Consider the following 24808-nt stretch of genomic DNA (forward strand, 5'->3'; position numbering starts at 1 on the left):
TTTTGGGGTTGATCTGCGGCGTCGCTAGGCTGGCTGAGCGATGGATACCCGAACCGGACTGCCTGTAGTCGGCATGGTGGGAGGCGGGCAGCTGGCCCGGATGACCCACCAGGCCGCCATTTCCCTCGGCCAGTCACTGCGTGTGCTCAGTGAGAAGCCCGATGACAGCGCCGCGCTCGTCGCGGCCGACGTGCCGATCGGCACGCACACCGATCTCGCGGCGCTGCGCGAGTTCGCCAAGGGGTGCGACGCCGTCACCTTCGACCACGAGCACGTGCCGACCGAGCACATCGAGGCGCTCGAGTCCGAGGGCGTGAAGATCTTCCCGGGCTCGAAGGCGCTGGTCTTCGCCCAGGACAAGGGGCTCATGCGGGAGCGTCTCGCCGAGCTGGGCGCGCCGGTGCCGCGCTGGGCGCGGATCGCCACGGCCTCCGACGTGGAGACCTTCGCGGGCGGGTCCTGGCCGGTGGTGGCCAAGGCGACAAGAGGGGGGTACGACGGACGCGGCGTCTGGATGGTCGGCTCCCCGGAGGCGGCCGCCGACCTGGTGTCCACCGGCATCCCGCTGATCGTCGAGGAGAAGGTGGCCCTCAAGCGGGAGCTCGCCGCCCTCGTGGCGCGGTCGCCGTTCGGGCAGGTGGCGGCGTACCCGGTGGTGGAGACCGTGCAGCGGGACGGGATCTGCGTCGAGGTGATCGCGCCCGCGCCCGGCCTGTCCGACGAGCGCGCGCTGGAGGCCCAGCAGCTCGCCATCGACCTGGCCAACGCGCTGGGTGTGGTCGGCCTGCTGGCCGTCGAGCTGTTCGAGACCGACGCCGGCATCGTGGTCAACGAGCTGGCCATGCGCCCGCACAACTCCGGCCACTGGACCATCGAGGGCGCCCGGACCTCGCAGTTCGAGCAGCACCTGCGTGCCGTGCTCGACTATCCGATGGGCTCCACGGCGCTGGCCGCCCCGGTCGTCGTGATGGCGAACGTGCTGGGTGGCGAGCCCGGCGGCATCTCCATCGACGAGCGGCTGCACCACCTGTTCGCGACCGACCCGGGCGCGCGGGTGCACCTCTACGGCAAGCAGGTCCGGCCCGGCCGCAAGATCGGCCACGTGACCGTGCTCGGCGACGATCTGACCGAGGTGCGGGCGCGGGCCGCGCGCGCCGCCAAGTGGCTCCAGGAAGGCGTGTAGATGGCCCCGCGTGTCGGCATCATCATGGGCAGCGACTCGGACTGGCCCACCATGGAGGCGGCCGCCGTCGCGCTCGCCGAGTTCGAGGTGCAGTTCGAGGTCGGCGTGGTCTCCGCGCACCGGACCGTGCGCAAGATGGTGGACTACGCCGAGTCGGCGGCCGGCCGGGGCATCCAGGCGATCATCGCCGGGGCCGGCGGGGCCGCGCACCTGCCGGGCATGGTGGCCTCGCTCACCCCGCTGCCGGTGATCGGCGTCCCGGTGCCGCTCAAGCACCTGGACGGGATGGACTCGCTGCTGTCGATCGTGCAGATGCCGGCCGGTGTGCCGGTGGCGACCGTGTCGATCGGTGGGGCGCGCAACGCCGGCCTGCTCGCGGTCCGGATTCTCGGGGCGTCCGATCCGGTGCTGCGGCAGCGGATGGCGGAGTTCCAGAAGGGCTTGGAGGAGATGGTCGCCGAGAAGGACGCGGCGCTGCGCGAAAAGCTGATGGGCTAGCCTCTCGCCCCTCGAAGCACGTAGAGGACGGCGCCGGCCGCGCAGGCGGCCAGCGCCGGCGCCCACGACCACCCGGCCGTCGACGGTTGCAACGGCCACGCCCACAGGTTCTCCCAGCCGCCGTCGCGGGCCGGGGACGCGCCGTAGACGGTGACGACGTAGGCGAACGCCGGCAGCCACGCCAGGCGGGCGCCGATCAGCACCGCCGCCCCGGCGACCAGGCCGGTGCAGCCGAGGGTGTTGCGGACCAGGGCGTACGAGCCGTAGACGGCCGGGTCGTGCAGGCCGGTCGCCGCCAGCAGCAGCGCCACCAGCACGGTCGCGGCACCCACATGGGCGGCCCGAATCGGCCGCCAGCGGACCGGCGCGACACGCTCCAGCGACTCGTCGGCGCCGCCCAGGGTACGGGCCAGCAGCAGCGCGGCCAGCAGCGGCGCGAGCGCCACGATCGGCACCCGGGCGGCCGGGCCGTCGAAGAACGGCCGGGTGGCCAGCCACTGCGCGGCCACCCAGGCGAACACGGTGACCAGGATCAGCCCGGCGCCGAACCGGGGGCCACCGCGGGCCCGCAGGTGCAGCCGTAACGCGCGGGCGGTCATGACAGCGCCAGCCGGCCCAGCTCGGCGCGGTCACAGGTACGGCTCGCGGCGAACACCCGTCCGATCCACTCCCGTTGCCGCTCCTCAGGCAGGGCCGTCAGCTCGGGCGGCGGGTCGCCCTCCATCCAGAGGTCCGCCGCCAGCTCGGTCCGCCACACCGGATCCAGGGTGGGATCGCCGACCGAATCCGGCGGCGGCGGGCAGTCGTTGTCGCCCAGACTGCTCCGGAACGTGGTCTCCAGCCAGTCCCGGCGGTCCACCCCGCCGGTGAGGCGGGCCTGGTCGTTGAGGGAGAACCAGGCGATGTCGGGGCGGTACTCGCCGGTGCGGCGAACGGTCTCCTCCACCGCCCGAACCGGTGTTCCCGGAATACCGGCCAGTCGCTCCAGGCCGGGCCGCAGCACCGCGTCGACGTCGGCCAGCAGGAATTCGTTGATCCGGGTGACGCAGACCTGCGGGGCCCGCTCGGTGCACACCAGCTCCAGCGCGCCGGGATCCGCGGCCGGCTGATCCGGCGGAGCCGCCACGAGCAGCACCCCGGCGAGCGCCGCCGGGGCGACGGCCGCCCACCAGCGGCGGGTCGCCAGCAGCAGGAACGTCGCGGCGACCAGCCCGAGCCAGGCCGCCTGCCACACGTGGAAGGACGCCGGCCAGAGAACGTACGACCGGAACTCGTCGGTCACCGGAGACAGGACCGCCCACCGGCTGTCCGGGAAGTAGGCGGGCAGCGCCAGCCCGACATAGAGCGCCAGCCCGGCGACCGGCGCGGTGACCCGGCCCGGGAACCGCCGGCCGATCAGGACGCCGAGAGCCGACGCGGCGGCCAGCCCGATCGGGACCACCGGCAGCGGCCCCCACCAGCCCGGACCGGCGTAGGTAGCGAGCCGCGCGGTCATGGCCGCGGCCACCAGCAGCGGCAACGAGAGACCGGCCAGACCGCCCAGCGTCACCGCCGCCCAGCCGGCGAGCATCGGATGCCACGCCGGGCGCGGGACGGTCCCGAGCAGCTCCACCGTCCGGGCGCGACGGTCCCGGCCGACCTGCCACGCGCCGGCCGCCAGGAACAGCGGGCACAGCACCAGGAGGCACATCCGCAGGTAGACGGCCAGGCCGCCCCACTGGCCGACCCACTGTGCCGGGTTCGCCACCAGCACCCAGGTCAGGGCGACGGCCGTGGCCAGCGCTGCCAGTGGCGCGGAGCCGTGGCGCAGCTCGATGCGCAGCATCCGCCGGATCATGCGCGGGCCGCCCGCAGGACGGCCGTGTAGCCGCGCTCGATGGCGGAGTCACCGGCATCGCCGTCGCCGCCGGCCGAGGCCAGTTGCTCCGGCGTGCCGGTGAAGACCAGCCTGCCCCCGTCGACCAGGCTGACCCGTTCGCACGCCACCGCGACGTCCTCCACCAGATGCGTGCTGACCAGCACGCACGCGTCCACCCCCAGCTCCCGCAGCAGGGCCCGGAAATCCACCCGCTGCTCCGGGTCCAGCCCCGCGGTCGGCTCGTCGAGCAGCAGCAGCCGCGGGTCGTTGACGATCGCCTGGGCGATCCCGGCCCGGCGCTGCATGCCGCCGGAGAGCGTCTTCATCCGGTCGTCGGCCCGGTCCAGCAGCCCGACCCGTTCCAGCGCCCGATCCACCGCGACCGGGATCCGGGCGGCCGGCATCTCCTTGAGCCAGGCGAAGTACTCGACGAACTCGCGCACCGTGAACCGCGGATAGAAGCCGAACGTCTGCGGCAGGTAGCCGAGCTGCCGGCGGACCTCCCGCAGCGCCTTCTCGTCGGCGATCGCGCTGCCCAGCAGCCGCACCCCACCGCCGTCCGGGCGGGCCACCGTGGCCAGCACCCGCATCAGCGTGGTCTTGCCGGCGCCGTTCGGGCCCAGCAGCCCGTGCACGCCGGTGTCCAGCGCCAGATCCAGCCCGTTCAGCACGACCCGGCGGCCGTACCGGACCGTCAGCTCCTCGACGGCGACCGTCACCGGTGCGCCTCCCTTCGATAGGTGATGATCAGGGCCGCGGCGGCGGTGACCGCCAGCCAGGCCGGGGTGGTTCCCCCGGTGACCAGTTGGGCGCCGGCCTCCGGGCTCCACAGGGTGCCGGTCACCAGCAGGGCCCAGCCGCCGCCGATGACAGCCGCGGCCACCGCCGGGCCGGTCAGCGCGGCCAGAGCCAGGGTCAGCGCGGTCAGGGCACAGGACGGCAGCAGCCAGACGGCCGGCTCACCCAGGCCGGAGACCAGACCGCCGGCCACGGCCACCGGCAGGGAGACGGCGAGCACCGACAGCGTGCGCCACAGGACGATGCGCAATCCGCCGTACGCCGTGGACGCGACCAGCTCGTCCAGCGGATCGGTGTGCCGCCCGTAGGACACGGCCGTGCCCAGCACCGGCAGGACCGGGCCGATCAGGAGCAGCAGCCAGTGCGGAACACGGTCGCCCACCGTGAGGGTGAGCAGGACCGTCACGGCCACCGCCGAGAACCAGGCGACCCGCGCCTGCGGCCCGGCCCCGATGAGCAGCCGGATCCGGCGTGCCCGGGTGGCCCGGCGGACCCGGCCCTGCGGCGGCAGGTCCATCGGCGCCGGTGGGACGGCCGTCGTGGGCACCCGGGACCGGCAGGCCGCGCAGTCGTCCAGGTGCGCCTCCACCGACCAGGCGGCCGGCTCGGCCAGCCGGTTCTCGGCCCAGGCCAGCAGGTCGGCGTCGGCGACGTGGAAATCGGTCATGAGAGTGCCTCCCGCAGCTGCCGCCGGGCCCGCATGGCGCGGGTCTTCACCGTTCCCTCGGGTACGCCGAGCAGGACGGCCGCCTCCCGGACGCTCAGCCCGTCCAGGACCGTCGCCTGCAATACCGCGCGCAGTTCGGGGGAGAGCCGTCGCAGGGCGTCGATCACCGCGGTGTCCCAGACCCGGGTGAGCGCCTCGTCCTCGGCCGACGGGTGGCGGCCGTGCTCCTCGTCGCCGAGCGCCGCGACCGTGCGCGGCCGGACCGCGGCCCGCCGCTGCGAGTCGATCAGCCGGCTGAGCGCGATCGACCAGAGCCAGCCGGCCGCCTGGGCGCCGCCCCGATAGCCGGCCGCCACCCGCCACACCGCCAGGAACGTCTCCTGGAGCAGCTCGGCGGCCAGCTCCGGGTCGGCGCAGCGGCGGCGCAGGCGGGCCGCCAGCCAGGGCGCGTGCGCGCGATAGAACGCCTGGAACGCGGCCCGGTCACCGGCCGCGATCCGGCGTAGCGCCGCGTCGTCTTCCATGCAGAGTAAGGACGCAGCGCTTCAAGATCCGGTTCACCGCATCTTTGCAAGGACCTCACGGAACTCCTGGGTGCGCCGGCGGTTCTCGCTCGACGCGCCCAGGAACAGCAGCACCACGCCGACCGGCACCAGCATCAGCCACGGACCGCCGACGGTGAACGCGAACGCCAGCGCCGCGATCACCGTGGCCGCGGTGCCGACCACGACCGGCGCCTGCTGGCGGGTCCGCGACCCGACGATCAGCGTGAGCACCGCCCCGAGCAGCAGCAGCACCGCCCGCAGGTCGCCGCCGTCGCCGGTCAGCACGATCCCGATGGTCGGCACGAACGCCGCGAGAAGGGCCGGCCCGTACGCCGCCCAGCTGCTCAGATCCGGCCGGTGATGGGCCTCGACCACACCGACGGCGAGGGCCAGCGCCGCGAACGGCAGTGTGTACGCCTCCGGCAGCCCCACCGACGCCAGCGAGATGAACAGCCACCAGCCGGCGATCTCGAACCCGACCGCCACCCAGAACAGCGTGCGCCGCTGGCTCGCATTGCGGTCTGGCCGGGACGCCGCCAGGCCCAGCACCGCACCCCAGGCCGCGAGCAGCGCCGCCAGATGGGCGGGGGAGTCGAACGCCAGCGCCCCGGCGATCGCCGCCGACGTGTAGCCGCTCCACTCGATCGTGACCGCCTCGGCCCGGTACTGCGGCAGCCCCAGCCGGGGCAGCGCCGCCTCCAGGGTGAGCAGCACCGCGCCGACGGCCAGTACGCCGAACGCCGCCCACTGCCGCTCCAGCCCGGCCGCGATCGACACGGCGAGGACGAACATCTGACCCATCAGGGCGGCGAACAGCCAGCCCAGCAGCCGGGCCATCTGGGTGCGCCCGTTGATCGCCCCGACCAGCCCGACACCGACCGCGCTGCCCAGCGTGAACAGGGTCAGCGGCACCTCGGCCAGGCTCCCGGCCAGCCCGGCGCCACCGGCCAGCAGACCGATCACGAACACCGCGGTCCGGGTGGTCCGCAGCACCGGCGCCCGGGTCGCGAGCGGCGGCGGGGTGAGCGCCAGCCCCAGCATCGAGATGGTGAACACCACGAGGGCCGCCCCGGTGGCCGCCGGGTAGCCGGCGTGCAGGGCGATCGGGGTGATCAGCAGGGTCAGCGCGAGCCCCGGCAGGATCACCGGCACCGCCTCGGACGCCTTGCCGCCGAACCCGATCGCGGCCAGCGCGGCCGCGCCGGTGAGCAGCACGGCGGCCAGGGCGCTGGTGGCGTCCACGTTGCCGGCGGCCGGGTCGGCGAGCGCCGCGACCGGGCCCTGCCAGATCGCGGCGAGCTGCGCCAGCGGGTCGATGAGGGCCGCCCGCAGGGCCGGGGCCAGCGAGAACAGCGCCAGCACGGTGGGCAGCAGGGCGAGCATGACGGCGCCGGTGGCCGGGTCGGCGAGCCAGCGCTCGCCCCAGCCGGGCCGGCGGATCCGCGAATACCGGCCGACCGCCGGGTCGTTGAACGGGGCCACCCGCGGCACCGGGTCCGTCGGCGCCGGCGGCACCGAACCGCGCAGCATCTCGGCCAGCACCCCGACCAGGGCGGCGGCCGCGGCGTACAGGGCGGTCGGGTAGTCGGTGGGGATGCAGGCGATCGCGGTGACCGAGGCGCCGAGGACCACGCCGATCGTCGCCCAGGGAAGGTACTGCGGCAGGAACCGGCCGGCCGCGGCCAGCACCGCGAGACCCAGCGTGGAACCGGCCAGCGCGGCGGTCAGCATCACCTGGAGGTCGTGACCCTGACCGGCGGCGACGGCGGCCAGGAAACCGGGCAGCGCCAGCAGCGCCGAGGCGGTCGCCGCCCCGCCGATCTGCGCGCGGTGCCGGGGCAGCACCCGGACCGGAGGCCGGTCCGGATCGGCGCTCTCCAGCTCGGCGGTGTCCTCGAACGCCGACGCGGGCAGCCGCGCCGGGATCCGGGCCATCGCCGCCACCAGCGCGCCGAGCAGCACCACCACGAGCAGCGCCAGCGCGGTCGACCAGGGGCGGGCCAGACCCACCGCGACGGCGTGCAGCAGCGCCACGGCGGCGACCCCGGCCCGGGCGCGGGCGGCGTTCGGGTCGAGCGCGGCGACGGCGGCCAGCGCGTAGCCGACCGCCACTGCGGTGCCGATGATCAGCGGGGACCACCAGGGGAAACCGAGCGCGTAGGGGGTGCCGATGGCGGCGAGCACGGCGGCGAGCCCGGACGCGTAGGACGACCACGGCCGGGGCATCGCGATGCCGGCCGTGATCGCGACCATCACCAGCGCGAACGGGGCCTGCCACGCACCCGCCGGAGCGGTCGCCGGGTAGGCCTCCAGTTGGGCCTCCCACAACCCGCCCGGCAGCGAGAGCACCTTGAGCCCGCCGACCAGCGCCTGCCAGCCGGCGATCGCCCCGACCACCAGCGCGGCGATTCCCAGGCCGCGGGCCGGGCCGGGCCGCCAGTCGTCCGGCAGGACCGTGACACCCATCCCGACCAGCAGAACCACCACACCGGCGACGGCCAGCGGCGCGGCCGGGAAGCCGAGCGCGGCCACCCGGGCGAGCGCGCCGCAGATCGCCACGGTGGCGGCCGCCGCGGCGATGTCCGGGCCGTCCAGCATCCGGTCGGTACGCCCGCGGTTGTCGATCGACTTGGCGAAGAACAGCAGCCCGGCCGCGGCCAGCAGCAGCGCGCCGACCCAGACGTCGGGGGCCGTGGCGCCCGGGGCGAACAGCGCCGCCAGCGCCAGCGTCACCGCGCCGAGCCCGGTGCCGATGGTCAGCGGCAGGCTGATCTCGCGGCGGGCCACCTGGAAGACGGCCGCGTAGCTGAGCGTGCCGGCCACCGCGAGGAACCCGGCAGCCAGTGCCGGGACGGTCGAACCGGCGTTCGGCGGCGGCCCGCCACCCGGGTCGGCGACGGCCAGCGCGGCGGTCACCGCGGCACCCGGAACGGCCAGCGCCGCGGCCCCCGACGCCCAGTCGCCGACCACCCAGGCGAACAGCCGGACCGGGATCTGCCGGGCCGCGATGGTGACCATCACCCCGGCGCCGGCCAGCGCGGTCAGCACGGCCGCGGTCAGCCAGGAGGCGCTCAGCGCCGCGCACGCCCCGAACAGCCCGACCACCCCGGCCGCGGCGACGTGTGCGTACGCGATCCGGGAGGTGCTCGCCCACAGACCGGCGGCACCCAGGCCGATCGCCGCCAGCACCAGCGGCCAGGGCGCCTCCGACCAGGGCAGGCCCAGCGAGGCCGGCACGGAGAGCGCGGTCAGCGCGATCCCGGCGACCGCGCCCTCGTGGCGGATGCTCGACGGCAGGGCCAGGGCGGCGGCGATCGTCATCAGCAGCGCGCTGAACGCCAGCAGCCAGCCGGACGGGCCGACCGCCTCGGCGAGCTTCTGGGCGTACGCCGCGGTGTCGGCGTCCCAGACCGGCCGGGCCGCGGCGACCGGGGCGATCGCCGCCCGGATCGCGTCCACCCCGACGATCAGGCCGATCAGGGCGAGGGCGGCGGTCGACGCGTACTGCGGGCCGCGGCGCACCGGTTCGGGCAGCATCCCGATCACGGCGCCGGTGAGGGCGACGGTCGCGGCGGCGGCCACCACGTTCCACGGCGGGGAGGCCACCCCGGCGATCCGGGCGATCGCCCCGATCACCGCGAGGGTCAGGACACCGCCCGCCACGTTCAACGCCAGCGGGTGCCGCAGCAGCCGGGCCGCGGCCACCGCGGTGCCGGCCGCGGCCACCAGGATCAGGCCGGACCGCAGCGCGTCACCGACCACCCGGGCCTGGAGCAGCGCCACCGAGGAGTAGAGCAGCGCGGCCGCGGACGCGAGGCAGAGCAGGGCGAAGGTCAGCTCACGCAGCCAGTCCGCCGACGGCGGGACGGCCGGCGGGGCCAGCGGCACCGAACCGGCCGGCGGCGCGCCCTGCGGCCGCGGACCGGGGAAGATCCGGCTCGGCGACCAACGGCGGCGGGGACGGTTCAGCCCGGCGATGATGAGATCCGGTTCCTCCGGCTGGGACTCCGGGCGTGGCGGGGCGTCCGCCGCGTACGCCGACGGGTCCGCCGGATCGGGCTCGTCCTCGCGCCGCGCGAACCGCTCGGCGTCGGCGTCCGCCTCCGCGAGCGACACGCGGTCGGCGGGCACCGGCCGGCCCAGCGGCCAGCGCGGCACCAGCCGGCCGGTGCGGATCACCCTGGTGAGAAGAAGCAGGTCGAGCACGGCCACGGCGGTCAGCGCGAGGCCCCAGCCGGCCGGGCTCTGGATCAGCGGGTACGCGAGAAGCGGCGCCACCGGTTGAGTGGCGATGACCGTCGCGTACCGGGGAGCGGTCAGCCGGGTGACCCCGGCGTAGAGGAACCCGGCCACCGCGGTGATCGCGAAGGTGATCCCGAGGTACAGCGCGGTCGGCACGTCGCCGCCGGTCAGTGGGGTGTCGTGCAGCGCGTACAGCGTCATCGGCAGCAGGATCAGGCCGATCGCCGCGACCGTCTCGCCGGTCGAGGTCAGCCCCCGCTTGGCCACGCCGGGCGCCGCGGACAGGGCGATCCCGGTGGCCAGGGCCAGGATCAGCGCCCGGGCGAACGGGTTCGAGACCGCCACCCCGGCGAACACCACGGCCGCCACCCCGAGCAGCAGGGCGCCGAGGACCAGCAGGATGTTCTGCACCGACTGGGTGGAGGCCTCCGGTGGATGCTCCATGGTGGCCAGCGGTGGCCGCCTCGAGCTCGGCGGCGGGGCCACCCGCTCGGTCGGCGGCGGATCGTCGACCAGCACGGTCACCCCGTCGGAGGCGACCCCGGGCGGGCCGGTGCGCGCGGTGCCCGGCTCGGCCCAGTCCGGCGGCGGGGGCTGCCGCCGGCGGGGCCGGGGCGGCGGCTCCTCGGCGGCGTGCGGGGCCCCGGGCGGTGGGGGCGGCGGGAAGTCCTCCGGCGGGCGGCGCCGGGTGGAGCGCCGGCTCTTGGCGCCCTTCTGCTTCTGGGCGTGCGACAGGATGTCCCGCTGGAACTGGGCGGCCTGGATCTTGCTGGCGATCTTGGTGCGTTCGGCCGCGGCCTGCATGTCCCGGATCTTCAGATCCGCTATCGACGCGTCGATGCGAGCCAGTTCGTCTCCGTAGTCGGGCTCGTCTGCCTGCGCCACAGGACCCCCTCGTACCACGCGGCCGCGCTCCGTAGTTAGAGCATGCCGTTCCGACACCTCATTAGAACAGTCTCAAGCGGGTGGAGATCTGCGGAAACGGCCCCGAACCCGGCGGTTTCCCGGCATGCCCCCGATCGGGCGGCGATATTCGGCACAGGAGGCGGTGTTGCCAGGGCCACGCTACGCGCCGGTAACATGGCTCCGGGACCGGCTTAGGGAAGGTTAAGGACATGGCTGACTTCGACGTCTACCGGCTTCCGGAGGACCACGAGACGATCCGTGCCGCGGTGCGCGAGATCTGCGACGCGCGGGTCGCCCCGCACGCCGCCGAGGCCGACGAGACCGGCGAGTTTCCCAAGGCGTCGTACGACGCTCTCCGCTCCTCCGACTTCCACGCGCCGCACATTCCGGTGGAGTACGGCGGCGCCGGCGCCGACGCCCTCGCCACGGCCATCGTGATCGAGGAGGTGGCCCGTGCCTGCGCCTCGTCGTCGCTGATCCCCGCGGTCAACAAGCTCGGCACCATGCCGCTGCTGATCGCCGGGTCCGAGGAGCTCAAGCACAAGTACCTCTCGAAGGTCGCCTCGGGCGAGGCGATGTTCTCGTACTGCCTCTCCGAGCCGGAGGCCGGCTCCGACGCCGCCTCGATGACCACGCGCGCGGTCCGCGACGGCGACCACTGGGTGCTCAACGGCGTGAAGCGGTGGATCACCAACGCCGGCGTCTCCGAGTACTACACGGTCTTCGCGGTCACCGACCCGTCCGCCCGGTCCCGCGGCATCTCCGCCTTCGTGGTCGAGAAGTCCGACGAGGGCGTCAGCTTCGGCTCGCCGGAGAAGAAGCTCGGCATCAAGGGCTCGCCCACCCGTGAGGTCTACTTCGACAACGTACGCATCCCGGCCGACCGGATGATCGGCGACGAGGGCACCGGCTTCGCCACCGCGATGAAGACCCTCGACCACACCCGGGTCACCATCGCGGCGCAGGCCATCGGCATCGCGCAGGGCGCGCTCGACTTCGCTCTGGGGTACGCCAAGGAGCGCAAGCAGTTCGGTAAGTCGATCGCCGACTTCCAGGGCCTCCAGTTCATGCTCGCCGACATGGGCATGAAGCTCGAGGCGGCCCGCCAGCTCACCTACGCCGCGGCCGGCAAGAGCGAGCGCGGCGACGCCGACCTGACCTACTTCGGCGCGGCCGCGAAGTGCTTCGCCTCGGACGCCGCCATGGAGATCACCACCGACGCGGTCCAGATCCTCGGCGGGTACGGCTACACCCGCGACTACCCGGTCGAGCGCATGATGCGCGACGCCAAGATCACCCAGATCTACGAAGGCACGAATCAGGTCCAGCGCATCGTCATGGCGCGACAGCTTCTGAAGGACTAAAGGGCGAGTTTTGGCGGGTCAAAGCAGGGTCGACTTTAGATGGTCGGCCCTGTTTTGGTCTCGGAAACTCGTAGATGTCCGCGATTCACGAGTGCGAGATGGCTGTCGATGGGTCGTGGGGGTGCGGCAGGGCGCTCCGGTGCGCTGTGTGAGCCATTTTCCCAGCTCAGGGCTGTTATGACTGCTGACGCTCTGGTTACTTTGCGTGTGGGTGTCGGGACGAAGTGAAGTCCACTTGGATACTTTCGGTTGGCATCATGGGCAAATCCTGGGCCGAGCCATCGCTTGATTCAACTGGAACGATGGATGGGCCAATGTCGGACTGCCCCGCGAGCTGTCGTTCCGCGTCGTTCTGACGAGCCGGTCAGGGCTCCGCGAATTACGGTGGTGAGGAATCGGTACGTGATGGTGGGGAGCTGTCGCGGTCGTCGCTCTATGTAATCGCGGGGGCTGCTTGCCGACCACGTCCAGCGGCCGTGGTGACCGTCGATGGCGCAACGTGTGGGGGCCCCGGTGCCCCGGCTGCAATTCGTCAGACAGGTCATCCAGCACAGTTCCCGGCGCTGTTTCACCTCCAGCCAGCGGCGACCGTCCTTGAGCGTGACGAACCAACTCCTGACCTTGTGCTGGTCGGACGGCCCCCGATATCGGCGATAGGATCTGTATCGAGTCCTGCCCGTCTGCCGGACATGTGATGAGAGGAACAGGACTGTGGCTGAGCTGGCCGAGTCGGGGCCTGGCGCGCCGCGCGGGTCACGGTACGCAGATCAGCGGCCGTATGTCGTCATCGAGCAATTCGATGAGCTGAACGGGCCGATCGCGGGTCAGGTCGTGCTCAGCCGACGGCTCGACTGGTCCGGGCGTGCGCGATACGACCTCGCCAACCCGCGCCGGCTCGCCAGCATGTACGAGACCGTCCTGCGCGAGGCGACAACCATCGAGGATCTTCAGCTCTGGCTGAACGGGCCGACACTCCGACGCCTTTGGGGCGGCTTGGCCCTTCCGCCACAGGTGCGACTCGCCTGGGAGTCGAAGCACCCGGTACTTGCTGACTCCCGCAGGGCCGCTGCGTAGTGCCTCACGAGGCGGAGCCGCTGCACCTTGTGCTTGCCGAGATCGGTCTACGCGCGGGCGGCCCGTTCGGCTTCGCCTTGGCTGGAGGGCATGCCGTCGCGGCGCACGGCATCATCGACAGGCCGAGTGAGGACGTCGACCTCTTCGCCGACTGGCAACGGCGCGCAGATTTCCCCGTGGACGGCCAGTTCCGATATTACGGAGGGTGATCGAGCCAGGTAGGGCATGGGCGGGTGGTTCGCGGGCACCGGGGAGCCGCGCCAGTAGTGGCCGTCGCACAGCGGCCATACCGCGAAGGCCGTAGCACCGGCGCCTACTGGCCGGGGGCACTGGCGTTATTTGCGCTGTCGGCAGCCTGGGCGAGCGATGAGCTTGGCGTAGGTGTGAACTGAGCGGTGGAGATCAAGCACTTCGGCCGGGGCCGGGGCTGATGTGGTGCTGGGGGTACGCCCTTGGGGAACACCGGAACGGAACGGCGCTACGGATCCCGGCTTGTTGGCTCGGGCGTGCAAGCCGCTTCCTGGTGAGGTCTGTGGCCGGGCTGGTGCGTGGTCGGCCCCGTTCACAGCGAGAATCGTCTGGGGTGCTGGTGGCATCCCGGAAGATCCTCGTGGGGATCTCAACAAGATTCGTTGAGGCAGCGGTATTCAAAGTGGGTGAGGTGTAGCGCTGCCGCGACGACGTCGCCGATTCTTCGGGGGCTGATCGTGCCGTGACGCGGGGTTTTCCAGCGGCCGACCAGGATGGCGAAGCCGCGTTCTCCTTGCCAGCGCAGGCCGCGCAACAGCCGGTTGACGCTGCGGTTGGCGACGGCGAGAGGTTTGCCGTCAGTGGGCTGCTTGGTGGGGGTCTTGATGCCGTGGCCTGCGCCTTCGTAGCCGGAGTCGGCCAGGGTGGGCAGGTCGAGTTCGGCGGCGGCCCAGTTCAGGGAGGCGGTGATGTCGAGGTGTTTGGCGCAGGTCAGGCCGTGCAGATGGCCGGGCATCGCGTCGGCGGTCCAGATCGAAAGGCCGTTCGGGAGCATGATGGCTTGGATGTTCGCGCCGAAGGCGCGCTGCATTCCCGAGTACCAGGTCTCCGCGACCACTCGGAAACCGGTCAATCCGGTGGCAGCGGGTGTGCGAACAACACCGGCTTAGGTGCTGGGACCGGAGCCCATTCTATTCTGACGCGAACGGATGGCGAAGCCGATGCATCGCCTGCTCGCCGCGGTCCGAATCACGATGCGTGGGGGCCGGATTTGCCGCGGCGGCTGGGGCGAGGAACGGTGTCAAGTGCCCGAGGGTCGGGGCTGGGGCGATGCGTCGGAAACGCGAAAGGTCGGAAAGTGGGCGGGATGCGGACACGCCCGGCGCTTTGATGATCGCCATAATAGGTCTTTCTCGAGCGGCACGCACATGAGAGCGCGGAAACAGCGAAATATTGAGTGAACAGTCTCGAATAATTGCAGTGGAGAGATACCGAAGGCGGCTCGCTGAACCAGTCGAGCCGCCTTCGGTGGTCCGTGGATCAGAGAGCGCGGATGTTCTCGGCCTGCGGGCCCTTCTGGCCCTGCGTGACGTCGAACTCCACCCGCTGGTTCTCGTCGAGGCTACGGAAGCCGCTCGCCGAGATCGCCGAGAAGTGGGCGAACACGTCGGGGCCGCCGCCGTCCTGGCTGATGAACCCGAAGCCCTTGTCGCCGTTGAACCATTTCACGGTGCCTGTAGCCATGTCTTTTCCTTAGCAAGCTGTCGGAATCCGCACTGTGCGGACCCTTGCGCCGCCGCGTTGATCACCCGCATCGCATCGACGCGGAAAACGAAAAAGCGCCTGGAGGGGTTCAGATAACCCATCAGGCGCCGAAAACGTCTACGGAAATCAAAACTGCAACACGGCAACCATAACACAGAAATTCGGCTGCCGACCCGGAATCTTGCCGCCGATTTCCGGCTCGGCGTTACCCGGCACCGGTTTCTGCGGCCGGCCTAGGGCGGTCCGTAAGGACGAGACGATGGATGTCGAGCCGGTTCTGATCTTTGTCCTCGCCCTTATCGCCGTAGTCGCGGTGGTGCGCTGGGTCGCCGGACAGACCGGGTTGCCCGCCGCCGCGCTGCTGCCGATCATCGGCATCGGATACTCCGTCCTGCCGGGGCCCAACGTCCCGCTCGATCCGGACGTCGTCCTGGCGTTCGTGTTGCCGCCGCTGCGGTACAGCGCCGCCCTGGACTCGTCCACGGTCGCGATCCGCCGCAATCTGCGTACCATGGTCAGTCTGTCGGCGGTCCTGGTCCTGCTCACCGCACTGCTGATCGGCCTGGGTTTCTCGCGGTTCGTCACCGGCGCGACCCTGGCCGTCGGCATTGCGGTCGGTGCGGCGGTCGCGCCACCCGACCCGGTCGCCGCGCTCGCCGTCGTGCGTAAGGTGGGGCTTCCACCCCGGATCATCACCCTGATCCAGGGTGAGGGACTTCTCAACGATGCCACCGCGCTCACCATCCTGAGCGTCGCGGCCGCCACGGCCACCGGAGACCGGTTCTCGGCGCCGGTCCGCCCTCGGTCAGTTCCTGCTCGTCGCCGCAGGCGGAGTGGCCGCGGGCGCACTGGTCGCTTTCGCCGTCCGCCTGTTGTCCCGGCCGCTCAGCGGCGATTTACTGCTGGCGAACGCCGTGTCGCTGGCCACACCGTTCGGCGCCTACCTCTTCGGTGAGGTGATACACGTCTCCGGTGTGCTGGCCGTGGTCGTAGCCGGGCTGATCGTGGGGCACCGTCGTGGTCGTGCTCGTCACCCCGGTCGGGCAGGGCCTGACGTTCGCGCCGATGGTCCGGGCACTGGGGCTGCGCGCGGACGACAACGATCAGGCCCTTCTCCGGAACGAGGCGCGGGCGGCATCCGTCGCGGCCGCCCTCACCGCGCTCAACGAGCTCGATGACTAGGGAAACGACGACATCAGCGGCCAGGTGATCGAGCAGCTGCGGGCCCGGCCGAGCCGTTATCGGGACCGGCTCTCCCTGTTGCGCGACAACGACTCGGCGGGTCCGCCGATCTCGCCGCAGTACGAGGCCGCCCTGCACGTGCGCCGGGTGGCCATCGATGCCCAGCGGGAGGAGTGCCTGCGCCGGCGCGATGCCGGACGGCTGTCCGACGAGGGTCTGCGCGTGCTGGAACGCGAACTGGATCTTGAGGAGCGGCTGTTGCCGGACCGGCCGGCTCGCCGGTGAAGCCGGCACACGCCGTTACGCATTCAGGTAGGTCAGCACGGCCAGCACCCGGCGGTTGTCATCTCGGAGGGAGGCAGGTCGAGCTTGGTCAACATGTTGTTGGTGTGCTTGCTCACGGACTTTTCCGTGATGCCCAGGTTGGTGGCGATCGCGGCGTTGGACCGGCCCTGAGCCATCTCGCCGAGCACCTCACGTTCCCGGGCGGTGAGCACCGCCAGTGGCTCCCGGCGGGCGACCAGCCGCGAGATCGCCTCGGGGTCCATGGCGGTGCCACCGCTGGCCACCCGGTGGACGGCGTCGACGAAGTCGCTGACATCGGCGACCCGGTCTTTGAGCAGGTATCCGATGCCGCCGTACGGGGTGCTGAGCAGCTCCCGTGCGTACAGCGGCTCCACGTGCTGGGAGAGCATGAGAACCGGAAGGCCCGGCAGCCGGGTCCGGGCGGCGATGGCCGCTTGCAGATCTTCGTCGGTGAAGGTGGGCGGGAGGCGTACGTCGAGGACGGCCACGTCGGGTCGGTGCTCGAGCAGCGCCGGCAACAGAGCGGGGCCGTTGTCGACAGCGGCGACGACGTCGAAATCGAAGCCGTCGGGGCCTCGCAGGGACGAGACAGGGGAGATGAGCTGTTCCGGTAGAAGCGCTCGAAGCCACCGATGGATCACGCCGAGCATCTGCTGCCGTTCCTCGGCCGGAATGTCCGGTTTAGCGGCGGCCAGTCGAGGGCTTCCCAATACTCTGCAACCTGCTACGCAGGCCATAGTCGGCGGTCGACGGCCGGGCTCAGAAGGGCCGGCCGCCTGTAGGGTCGCCGCATGATGGTTCAGCGGCACTGGTGGAACGGCAGCAGCACAGCCCGCTTCCGGCGGGACGTCTACATCCGCAGTGACGGCGCTCAGTGGGACGTCCTGGTACAGATCGGCGGGACGGCGGGGCACTACCGTGTGCAGGAGTGCCCGGGACGTGGATCCGCGCTGATCGTCGCCGACGCTTGGCGCGGCTCGAACGAGGACTGGCAGGAGATGAAACCGCAGGCTGCCTAGGCTGAGCCCGGTGAACGGCGTCACGGTGCACACGCCGCTCCCTCGTCGCTGTCAGAGCGATCACCGCGGTCATCGTCGACCTCGGCGAACGTGGTGATCAGGCGGGCAAAGGCGTCGACGGCCGCCGCAGCGTCGGTTTGGCGCAAATCGCGCACGAACTCCAGCAGCGCCTGATCCCCGTAACGTCCACTGGTCTGGGCCCGGGCCTCGGTCGATCCGTCGCGACGGAGGTGACCAGGACCGGGAACACGGCGCTGTCACCGGTCTCTCTGTCACGCAACCGCATCGGTGCGGCCGTCGGTGATGTGCTGGTTGCTGTTGATCGCTGCTGGATAGCTTCAGATCGCCCCACGTCGATGGCGCGCCTTTCGTGGAGGGGTGTTGGAAGCGCTGATGACCTCGCCGGCGTTCTGGGAAATCCTGGCCGAGGGGTGTCGCGGGCAACGTTTTCCCAGCTCGTAGGCTATGCGCCCAAAGATCACCCAGATCTACGAAGGCACGAATCAGGTCCAGCGAATCGTCATGGCGCGGCAGCTCCTGAAGGGCTGAGAGTGGCAGGTTTCCGCAGCTCAGGGTAGGTGTAGAGCAGGGCCGACTGTCTACAGTCGGCCCTGTTTTTGGCCTCGAAAACTCGTAGATGTCCGCGATCTACGTATGCGCCATCCCTATCGATGGATCATGCGGGCGCGACGCGGCGCTTCAGTGGGCTTGTAGAGCTGTTTTCCCAGCTCAGACCCCATGGGTTGGCACGTGTGTCGGTTACCTTGCGCGCTTGCGTTGCGGCGGAGGGTAGTCCACTTGAGATACTTTCGGTTGTCTTCATGGCGAAATCCTGGGTTGCCTGATCGACTTATCTAAGTGAAGAGATGGAGGCGTTTTCGTCAACTTGGCCCAAGGGCTGCAGTTCTGCGGAGGTCTGGTGAGCGACTTGAGACTCCGGGGTGGAGGCGGCGAAAGGGCTGGGCACATGGCCGTCTGGAACTGCTGCGGTCGTTACTCTGGGTAGCACAAAGCTCGTCCGGCGCCTTTGTCACGGTCGCTGAGCCGAGTTCGCGGCCAGTGCGCCGCCTGGCCCAAGACCGGCAGGGGCCTCACGACGACCGAGGTCGCGGCGATGGGGATCCCGGCCGCGGAGCTGTAGGCCTGCTCGGCGCCGAACAATGCCCGGGCGGCGTCGACGGTGGCCCAGGCGGCCAGGACGAAGAATGACGCGGCGATCAGTCGCAGCGCGGGCTTCCGGGATGCGGGAGCGGAACTGCCAGATGCCGACGGGGCGGGGTTGTCAGTCGATGTCCGACTTTTGCCAACCGGGCGGGAGTTTTTCGAGTCCGATGAGGACGTCGAGGTCGAGGTGCTCTTTGAGTAGATATTTGAGTTCGCGGCCTTCGATGATGACGATGCGGCCGTTCGCGGTGGCGAAGTCACGGCTGGCCTTGCCAACCCATGAGGTCGTGACGAGCACGCCCTTGGCCGCTCGTTTGTGATCCATGACGCCGGCCAGGGCCTGGACTGCCTCGACGCCGACGATTCTGCTGTAGCGCTTGGCTTGAATGATGCAGAGTCCGCCGACGATGGGGTCGTTGTTAATGGCGACACCGTCAACGCCGTCGTCCTTGGACGCCTGGGTGACCCAGGATTTCATGCCTCTGGCCTCAAATAACCGGCGGATCAGATGCTCGAAAGCGCCGGGGGACAGGGTGAGCAGGTCGGTGCGGCTGTCCATGCCGGCGACGACGTCCATTTCGTCGACGAATTTGTACTTGGACAGGTCGAAGGAGACGACTGGCTGAACGGCTTCGAGGTCGTAGGGGTGCGGCGACACTATGGCGTTGAGATGGCCACGGAGGCAGAGAACGGGATCGAGTGCCGGTTCGTCGAGTTCGATTTCGGCGAAGCGGCCGCGTTCCGAGCCGATACTGATCAGCAGCGGGCGGACCGCTCGGCCGGTGGCCTTGTCCTTGGTCGAGACGTAGCCGTTGAAGACGATGGCCGAGACGATGTCAGGGGATGTCGCGTCGAAGGCCTCGGCCAGGGTACGGAGAGTCAGCCGTGCGAGGAGATCTCCGTATAGGGCTCTAATCTCGGAGTCTTTGCGTGGGGCGGCTGTCATGCCTTTTGCTTTGGTGTATCGGTAGGCGACCACGGTGGGTACGGCCTCCTGGAGTGGAAGCTCGTACTCGATGAGCAGTTCCCTGGAGGCGGCGTCGTAGTGTGCGGCGACCCTGCCCGTCAATCCTTCTGGATAACGGGACTGGGCAAGAGCGTGCTGAAGCCGTTCAACGAGGCCTGTCGGGCCGCCGTGAGACAGTGCAGCACTCAGTTCGAGTGCGGCGTTGCGTGTGTCCCGGTTGCGGTTGCGCAGCAGCGCCGAATACTCGGCGAGCGTGTTGCTTACCGCCTCAGTACGGAACTCGGCCTCGGCGGTCTTGACTGCGAACTCCCCGTCGGCTGCTTGCCGCTTCGCCGACGCTGCCTCCTGAACTCTCGTTCGAGCCTCGGTGGCCTGCCGACGTTCCTCGGCACGTTCTCGTTGTGCCGCCTCGCGGGCGGCCTTGGCCGTTGCCTGCTCGGTGAGCCGTTGGGCCTGCACTTGCTGGCGCAGGCGTTGCGCCTCGGCCTTCTTCGCCGCGGCTTCCGCCTGCTTCGCCTCCCGCTGGGCTTCGGCTTCCTGCCGCCGCTGTTCGGCGATCAACTCACGGTGCCTGCGTGCCTCCGCCTGGGCCTCGAGCTTTTTGGCCTGCTTGCGGGCATCGAGAATCTGGGCGAGAAGGCCCTTGCGTCGCGCCATTCGTCCTCCGCGGATCCGGACACTCGGCATGACCGTAACCGAAACTGCTACGCAGTGGAATGCCTCAATCGCTCCAGGTGATCGCTATGCCGCGCGGGAAGACGTAAAGCGCTTACTCAGCGTAGAGGCGTTACCGCGCCCGACGGCATCCGAGATCAGTCGACTATCCCGATCCACCGGTAGCGGCGCTTAGGGCTTCGAGTGGGGCCGACGGCGTCGATGGTTCCCGCTTCCATCATGTTGCGCAGGTGGTTCTGGACTGCCCGTCGGGACAGTCCAGTCGCTTCGGCCAGCTCGCCGGCCGTCGCCTCGCCACTTATTTTGAGCGCCTTTCCCACGTCGGGTGTCAGCTCACCGGGTAGCGCGGAGAAGAGGTCAGGAGCCTCCGTCCGTCCGGAAACAGCAGGGTCGAGAACGTACCGTGCGTAGCGGCGGCCGCCTTCCTTGAGAGCTAGGCCCTGATCGACGAGATCTCGCAGAACTTGGCCGGCGGTCACGCGGTCCACGCCCCATTGCCGGAGTATTTCGTTGGTCAGGTAGTCCTCGTGCAGCATCGCCACGGCGATCTGATGTGCCGGTGTGGGCAGATGCGCGCCGAGGCCCGCGATCCAACGACGGGTTTCGGGGCTGAGGAGTTCCGATCGCGCCATGGTGACCATGAAGCTGGCGATGGAGCTGCGGAAGCTGGGCCGGGGCAGACCGCGACTGCGCGCTACGGCGAGCATCGCGGGGATGCCGGAGGATCGGTTCTCGGCGACGAGCTCGTTCGACGAGGGGAGGTAGGTGTCGGCGAGAAGGCTGGCCAGCACCGCATTCCGCGAGGACGAGATTCCCGCTTCGCCGAGTTCGTCGACGGTGACTCCGCCGTAAAGGCCGCCTGGACTGCGAACGACAAGCCGGTCGGGGAACAGCTCGACCTGTACCTGCGTGCCGCGGGTCACGGGACTGTAGTCGCGATGCATCAATGCGTTGACGAGTGCCTCACGGACGGCCTCCAGCGGGTACTCGACCTCGTCGACGCGTGAGCCGCGATCACTGATGACCGCTCGGACCGCGAGGTTTCGCCGGAGCATGGACAGAGTCGTCTCGATCATCTCGGGGATCGAGCCTCGTACTGTCTGGTTGTCCAGGAATCTCGTCCCGGAGGTGCGATCCGGGCTGTGTACGACGACTGAGACCATCAGCTGAGGAAAGAACTGCTGCGGGAATTGTCCGTAGGCCAAGAGCCCAGCGAGCGTCAACGGAGCGTCGGCTGAGCGCCCGGCGGTGATCCCGAGCCGGAAAAGGACGGTCGGGTCGTCTGACTGGGCGAGCTTGGGAAACCCCGCTCGGATCCTGCGCAGCGTGCGGCGCAAGGCCTCGTCATCCAGATCCTGCACGGCTGTCCCATCGACGACTTCCCGGTCGTACAAGGGCTGGGTCCGCGCGGCCATGACCAGTGCTATCTCGGCTTCGGTCATGTGGCGATCGCCGTCACCGCCGCGCAGGTAGGAACCTCCCGAGATCCCCTGTGCAGTGACATAAACAGGACGTCGATCCGCCGGCGCCGGAGGCACTTCCGCGACGACCACCCACCGATCCTCGACTTCGACGACTTCAACGCCGATCTGTAGCGGTGGCGTGAGGTCATCCCGCGACATTTGCACCAAAGCGTCGCGGAGCGCCGGAGGATCCGTCAGGTCCACAAGGCCGAAGCCGCTCGCCTCATCGACGCCGAGCAGAATCGTCCCGCCATCCGTGTTCGAGAACGCGGAAAGCGTCTCCCGGACGGACTTCGGCATCCCGCCGGCGGCACGCTTGGCTTCGATCCTCGCCGGCTCTCCGCCCATCCGCCGCAGTACATCAAGGGCTTCCTTGACAGCTTCAACACCCACGGATTCCATCCCACCACCTACTTCGCACCTGGGCAAGCGGAATGCGAAGTAGGTGCGAAGTAGGTGCGAAGTAGGTGCGAAGTGAGGTGTCGGGTAGCAACCAGGTAGGCCGTGGCCCTACGAGGTTCGCGAAAGATCTACGCTGAGTGATGTCCAACCTTGCCTACGACGCGTATCGGCGCCTCTCGGACCGCTAGATCCACTCTAGTCCCGGCTGGTTGTGCTGGTCGTTGCTGGTTGTTTCGGTTGCTGCTTGTTGAGGCCTTGATCTGGGCCTGTCGATGGGAAGGCTTGGGAAGGGGTCGGAAAGCCTGTCGACGGCTCTGGGGATCCTGGGTAAATCCTGTGTCGAGGTCCTGAGAGTCGAGTTTTCGCAGCTCAGAGCTGGTGTGATCGTAGATCACCCAGATCTACGAGGGCACCGACCAGGTCCAGCGCATCGTCATGGCACGGCAGCTTCTGAAAGGCTGAGAGAAGCGAATTTCCGCAGGTCAGAGTGTTTCTAAAGCAGGGCCGACGGTAGCCAACCGGCCCTGAGTTCGGCCACGATGAGCCGATTCAACCCGTCGCGCTTTCCCGCCGTCAAGAATGGGGAAGATGGCGTGCGGCATCGTGTGGGGGACTCGAAACCTGGCCCGGCTCGCCAGCGGGTTCACGGTGGTGGTGGGTGCTGCGGCGCTGCTGGGATACGCCAGCGGGATCCGCGGGCTGGCACGTCCCGTGCCGATCGGCCCCTTCATGGTGCCGATGACCGCAGCGATCTTTGTCCTGGCCGGTGCAAGCTTGTGGCTGCTCGCGCCGTGCCCCGCCGCCAAGACGCTGCCCCGGCTGGCCGGACAGGTGCTCGGCTGGCTGGTGGCGATCGCCGGTGCCGTGGTGGTCGCCGAGTACGGCACAGGCCGGAGCGCCGGCATCGAACTCCTACTGTTCCCGGACCGGACGCGGGCGTGGTCAGTCGACGGTAACTCCGGACAGCCGGCCCTGTCCGCCGCCGTGGCGTTCGTGGCTGTCGGCATGACCTTGGCCCTGCTGGACTTCGACGCGTCCCACGGATACCGGCCGGCCCGTATCCTCCTGCCGACCACGGTCCTGTTGACGGTGATGGTCACCCTCGGCAGCGCCTACAACCTCAGCTTCGTCACCTCGCCAGCGATCGGGCTGGCCCTCAACACCAATGCCATCCTGGTGATACTGACGATGGGCCTGGTGATCTGCCGGCCGCAACTGCCACCCGCCCGGGTGTTCTGCGGCCACGGACCGGGCGCGCTCGCGGGCCGGCGCATGGCCCCCGTGCTGGCTCTGGTGCTGTTCGTCGGAATCCTGGCGATCCTCGCCTCCGGCGGGCGGATGCCGGATGCCGGACTCGCGGTAACAGCCATCACCATGCTCCTGCTCCTGGCGCTCTACCTGGTGTTCGCGCGTGCCGGCGCCGCCCTGGACAACGCCCAGCGCGAACGCGAAGAGTTCATGCGCCAGCTCGAGGCACGCGAACGGCTCGAAGCCCTCGGTGTCCTCGCGGGCGGGGTGGCACACGACTTCAACAACGCCCTCGCGACCATTCTCGGCACCGCGGCGCTGATCGCCGAGGATCTCGGCCCGGAGCATCCCAGCCAACCCGACATCGAACGAATCAGGGCCAGCGCACAACGGAGTGCGGACCTCACCAGCCAACTGCTGATATTCGCCCGGCAGGAGCCGCGGCGCGCAGACGCCGTCGACGTCGTCGCCGCCATCCGCGGGATCGAGGACCTCATAAGGCGCACCATCGGTGAGGACATCGACTTCGACTGTCAGACGGCCGACGGCCTCCCGCCGGTGACACTCGACCGTAGCGACCTGGAACAGGTGGTTCTCAACCTTGCGATCAACGCCCGCCACGCCATGACCGGCGGCGGGTCGTTGACCATCCGCGTCGCGCCGCTCACACAGCCGGCTGCCGCCACGCCGTCGCTGCCGATGCCGGCCGGCCGCTACATCCACATCGCCGTCGCGGACACCGGCACCGGCATGCCGCCCGAGGTTGTCAGACATGCCTTCGAACCGTTCTTCACCACCAAACCCGTCGGCCAGGGCACCGGGCTGGGACTGGCCAACGTCTACGGCGTCGTCACCCAGGCCAACGGCCACATCACCATCGACAGCGAACCCGGCTGCGGCACGACCGTCAACCTCTATCTGCCCGCCACCACCGCGGCGGAACCCGGCACGTCAACGCCGGCCCGCACCGCCCCGACCGGCCACGCCGAGACGATTCTGCTCGTCGAGGACGAACCCGGGTTGCGCCACACCATCGCCCGGACGATGACCCGCCACGGATACCGAATCCTGGAGGCCCGCTCCGCCGACGAAGCGACCGGCATCTTCCACCGGCCTGCCGTGAACGTCGACCTGCTGCTCACCGATGTGATCATGCCCGGCTCCTCCGGCTACCAACTCGCGGAACAGCTGCACGAGGAGACGCCGGACCTGCCGGTGGTCTTCATGTCCGGCTACACCGCGACCGCGCCACCGGACGACGACACCACCCACTTCATCTGCAAGCCGTTCAGTTCCCAGGAGTTGCTGACCGCGGTATCCGAAGCGCTGAGAGGGCCACAAGGGTGAAGAAGTGTCGAGTGCCGTGCATCCCCACGCCTGGCTGATTCTCGCGGCGTGCAGTGCGGGCACCGCACCGACGCCGATCTGCGACAGGGCGAAGGCGACCAGGTGTGCGGGCATCCCGTGGCGCCCGAGCGCGGCCAGCAGGGGCCCGGCGGAGGTCGGCACACCG

At 70.1% G+C, this 24808-nt stretch carries 20 protein-coding genes and 3 pseudogenes; 10 read left to right on the forward strand and 13 right to left on the reverse strand.

What is annotated here, in order from left to right; genetic code table 11:
* Positions 1-40: 40 nt before the first annotated feature.
* Complete coding sequence (locus tag IEZ13_RS22735) at positions 41-1183, forward strand: 5-(carboxyamino)imidazole ribonucleotide synthase (protein ID WP_183222996.1); 1143 nt, start codon at positions 41-43, stop codon at positions 1181-1183.
* Entirely contained in the window at positions 1184-1681 is a 498-nt protein-coding gene (gene purE, locus IEZ13_RS22740; protein ID WP_183222997.1) for a 5-(carboxyamino)imidazole ribonucleotide mutase, read from the forward strand. It begins immediately after the preceding gene.
* Here purE and IEZ13_RS22745 read toward each other — a convergent pair.
* From IEZ13_RS22745 to IEZ13_RS22770, 6 genes are read right to left on the reverse strand one after another with little or no spacing between them, the layout of a single operon-like run.
* A complete protein-coding gene (locus IEZ13_RS22745; protein ID WP_183222998.1) occupies positions 1678-2280 on the reverse strand; it encodes a hypothetical protein in 603 nt (200 codons plus the stop codon). The genes purE and IEZ13_RS22745 overlap by 4 nt on opposite strands.
* A complete protein-coding gene (locus IEZ13_RS22750; protein ID WP_183222999.1) occupies positions 2277-3506 on the reverse strand; it encodes a hypothetical protein in 1230 nt (409 codons plus the stop codon). The genes IEZ13_RS22745 and IEZ13_RS22750 overlap by 4 nt, the downstream gene beginning before the upstream one ends.
* Before the next feature lie 8 nt (positions 3507-3514).
* Positions 3515-4258: an ABC transporter ATP-binding protein gene (locus IEZ13_RS22755; RefSeq protein ID WP_183223000.1), complete on the reverse strand. Its 744-nt coding sequence runs from the start codon at positions 4256-4258 to the stop codon at positions 3515-3517.
* Positions 4255-5004 carry a zf-HC2 domain-containing protein gene (locus tag IEZ13_RS22760; RefSeq protein ID WP_183223001.1) on the reverse strand — a complete coding sequence of 250 codons (750 nt, stop codon included), beginning with the start codon at positions 5002-5004 and terminating at the stop codon, positions 4255-4257. The genes IEZ13_RS22755 and IEZ13_RS22760 overlap by 4 nt, the downstream gene beginning before the upstream one ends.
* Positions 5001-5528, reverse strand: coding sequence for an RNA polymerase sigma factor (locus IEZ13_RS22765; RefSeq protein ID WP_183223002.1), 528 nt, complete (start codon positions 5526-5528; stop codon positions 5001-5003). The genes IEZ13_RS22760 and IEZ13_RS22765 overlap by 4 nt, the downstream gene beginning before the upstream one ends.
* A gap of 33 nt (positions 5529-5561) precedes the next feature.
* Positions 5562-10676: an SCO7613 C-terminal domain-containing membrane protein gene (locus IEZ13_RS22770; protein ID WP_183223003.1), complete on the reverse strand. Its 5115-nt coding sequence runs from the start codon at positions 10674-10676 to the stop codon at positions 5562-5564.
* A 230-nt stretch (positions 10677-10906) separates the two neighbouring features.
* On the opposite strand from IEZ13_RS22770, the gene IEZ13_RS22775 reads away from it, so the two are divergent.
* The 3 genes and pseudogenes from IEZ13_RS22775 to IEZ13_RS22785 all read left to right on the forward strand — a co-directional run.
* A complete protein-coding gene (locus tag IEZ13_RS22775) occupies positions 10907-12061 on the forward strand; it encodes an acyl-CoA dehydrogenase family protein (RefSeq protein WP_183223004.1) in 1155 nt (384 codons plus the stop codon).
* 711 nt (positions 12062-12772) lie between these two features.
* On the forward strand, positions 12773-13135 hold the full coding sequence (locus IEZ13_RS22780) for a hypothetical protein (RefSeq protein WP_183223005.1): 363 nt from the start codon (positions 12773-12775) through the stop codon (positions 13133-13135).
* Positions 13135-13311 (forward strand): annotated as a pseudogene (locus IEZ13_RS22785) (nucleotidyl transferase AbiEii/AbiGii toxin family protein); the annotation flags it as partial. The gene IEZ13_RS22780 and the pseudogene IEZ13_RS22785, both read left to right, overlap by 1 nt.
* A gap of 443 nt (positions 13312-13754) precedes the next feature.
* Here IEZ13_RS22785 and IEZ13_RS22790 read toward each other — a convergent pair.
* Both IEZ13_RS22790 and IEZ13_RS22795 read right to left on the reverse strand, forming a co-directional pair.
* The gene (locus IEZ13_RS22790) at positions 13755-14222 is read right to left on the reverse strand and encodes a transposase family protein (RefSeq protein ID WP_229794902.1); all 468 of its coding nucleotides are present in this window, start codon (positions 14220-14222) and stop codon (positions 13755-13757) included.
* A gap of 422 nt (positions 14223-14644) precedes the next feature.
* Positions 14645-14848, reverse strand: coding sequence for a cold-shock protein (locus IEZ13_RS22795; protein WP_183223006.1), 204 nt, complete (start codon positions 14846-14848; stop codon positions 14645-14647).
* Positions 14849-15128: 280 nt separating this feature from the next.
* On the opposite strand from IEZ13_RS22795, the gene IEZ13_RS46680 reads away from it, so the two are divergent.
* The 3 genes from IEZ13_RS46680 to IEZ13_RS46690 are packed head-to-tail and all read left to right on the forward strand — an operon-like array spanning position 15129 to position 16336.
* Entirely contained in the window at positions 15129-15824 is a 696-nt protein-coding gene (locus IEZ13_RS46680; RefSeq protein WP_260179337.1) for a cation:proton antiporter domain-containing protein, read from the forward strand.
* Entirely contained in the window at positions 15718-16047 is a 330-nt protein-coding gene (locus IEZ13_RS47535; RefSeq protein WP_260179353.1) for a cation:proton antiporter domain-containing protein, read from the forward strand. The genes IEZ13_RS46680 and IEZ13_RS47535 overlap by 107 nt, the downstream gene beginning before the upstream one ends.
* A 28-nt stretch (positions 16048-16075) precedes the next feature.
* On the forward strand, positions 16076-16336 hold the full coding sequence (locus IEZ13_RS46690; RefSeq protein WP_229794904.1) for a hypothetical protein: 261 nt from the start codon (positions 16076-16078) through the stop codon (positions 16334-16336).
* 15 nt (positions 16337-16351) lie between these two features.
* Here IEZ13_RS46690 and IEZ13_RS22805 read toward each other — a convergent pair.
* Positions 16352-17007: pseudogene (locus tag IEZ13_RS22805) on the reverse strand (LuxR C-terminal-related transcriptional regulator).
* Between the two features lie 141 nt (positions 17008-17148).
* Between IEZ13_RS22805 and IEZ13_RS22810 the strand changes: the two are divergent.
* Positions 17149-17376, forward strand: a complete 228-nt coding sequence (locus IEZ13_RS22810) for a hypothetical protein (RefSeq protein WP_183223007.1) — start codon at positions 17149-17151, stop codon at positions 17374-17376.
* A gap of 20 nt (positions 17377-17396) precedes the next feature.
* Here IEZ13_RS22810 and IEZ13_RS47540 read toward each other — a convergent pair whose 3' ends face one another.
* The 4 genes and pseudogenes from IEZ13_RS47540 to IEZ13_RS22820 all read right to left on the reverse strand — a co-directional run bounded on the left by IEZ13_RS47540 (position 17397) and on the right by IEZ13_RS22820 (position 22047).
* On the reverse strand, positions 17397-17531 hold the full coding sequence (locus tag IEZ13_RS47540; protein ID WP_260179338.1) for a hypothetical protein: 135 nt from the start codon (positions 17529-17531) through the stop codon (positions 17397-17399).
* 876 nt (positions 17532-18407) lie between these two features.
* Positions 18408-18646: pseudogene (locus IEZ13_RS46695) on the reverse strand (hypothetical protein); the annotation flags it as partial.
* Positions 18647-18658: 12 nt separating this feature from the next.
* Positions 18659-20164 (reverse strand): restriction endonuclease, encoded by a 1506-nt coding sequence (locus tag IEZ13_RS22815; RefSeq protein ID WP_183223008.1) that lies wholly within the window; start codon positions 20162-20164, stop codon positions 18659-18661.
* 155 nt (positions 20165-20319) lie between these two features.
* Complete coding sequence (locus IEZ13_RS22820; protein ID WP_183223009.1) at positions 20320-22047, reverse strand: ATP-binding protein; 1728 nt, start codon at positions 22045-22047, stop codon at positions 20320-20322.
* 588 nt (positions 22048-22635) lie between these two features.
* Here IEZ13_RS22820 and IEZ13_RS22825 point away from each other — a divergent pair.
* Positions 22636-24642, forward strand: coding sequence for an ATP-binding protein (locus IEZ13_RS22825; protein ID WP_183223010.1), 2007 nt, complete (start codon positions 22636-22638; stop codon positions 24640-24642).
* The last annotated feature ends 166 nt before the right edge of the window (positions 24643-24808 follow it).

The sequence above is a fragment of the Actinoplanes campanulatus genome (genome assembly GCF_014647795.1).
Taxonomy (GTDB): domain Bacteria; phylum Actinomycetota; class Actinomycetes; order Mycobacteriales; family Micromonosporaceae; genus Actinoplanes; species Actinoplanes campanulatus.